Here is a 970-nt window from a genome sequence, read left to right as displayed (position 1 = left end):
CACCACCGGCATTCAAATCACCACCATGACCATGACCATGTCCGTGACCGTGATACATCTCTGTCAATACCGGAGTATTGCTGAAGATTACACTAACAACACGTCTTGTCTTAGCAACATATGAAACGCCATTATATGTAAAGTTGAATGTCTTATCATCATACATATATTGAACTGAAATCTTCTGCAAAGCAGACTTAGCAGGCAGCAAGAAAGAGTAAGGTCTTATTTCTGTTGAGAAATCAGTTCCTACTGTACCTTCTACGCTTTCAATATACTTCTTCAGTTCAGCAATAACATCGATAGCTTTCGTCTGAGCAGGTTCTTGTACGTATTTAGCACCAATGAAAACTTTGATGTTTTTAGTAACTTGCATCGGATCATCAGATGAGTTGATGATATCCATGTTTTCTACATACTCAACATTGTCGCCTTCAAGAGTTTTATCGCCAGTGAAAGAACCAGTTTCAGAAGCCAGGTTAGAAGAAGTTTCTACCTTCAAGCCTTCCGGTTCATATTTGGTCGGATTTACGATAATGTTAGCGTAGCAAGTAATAGCTTGACCATTTTCGATAGTAGCTACGTTTACTGTTGCTGTTGCTGCTTCATAATCGCTACCTGCTGCAACTGATACTGTCACTGTAGACGGCATCTTAGTTCCAGTCTGGTCGTTAGTAACAACTGCCTGATAAACACCATTACCTACTCCTGCACATGCAGTAGAGCCAGCAGTAACAGTTGCACCTTCTACAGGCTTACCTGTGATACCATTACTAACCGTAACAACGAATGTGTAAACAGCGTCCGGTGCTTTATACGGTTTTGAAACATCACCGTTTTCTGAATCATAGCAGCTTGTAAACATTGTACCGACTGCTAAAATGGCCATCGCTAACTTAGCGGTAAAACCAAAAAACTTACTTTTCATTTTCATCTCAATAAAAAATTAAAAATTTAATAATTCTGATTT

General features: G+C 39.3%; 1 pseudogene. It reads right to left on the bottom strand.

What is annotated here, in order from left to right:
• Positions 1-928 (bottom strand): annotated as a pseudogene (locus DW036_RS25365) (DUF3869 domain-containing protein); the annotation flags it as partial.
• Between the last annotated feature and the right edge of the window lie 42 nt (positions 929-970).

The organism is Bacteroides sp. AF39-11AC (assembly GCF_003474285.1).
In the GTDB taxonomy this organism is placed as follows: Bacteria; Bacteroidota; Bacteroidia; order Bacteroidales; family Bacteroidaceae; genus Bacteroides.
This window is presented reverse-complemented; position numbering and strand designations above follow the sequence as displayed.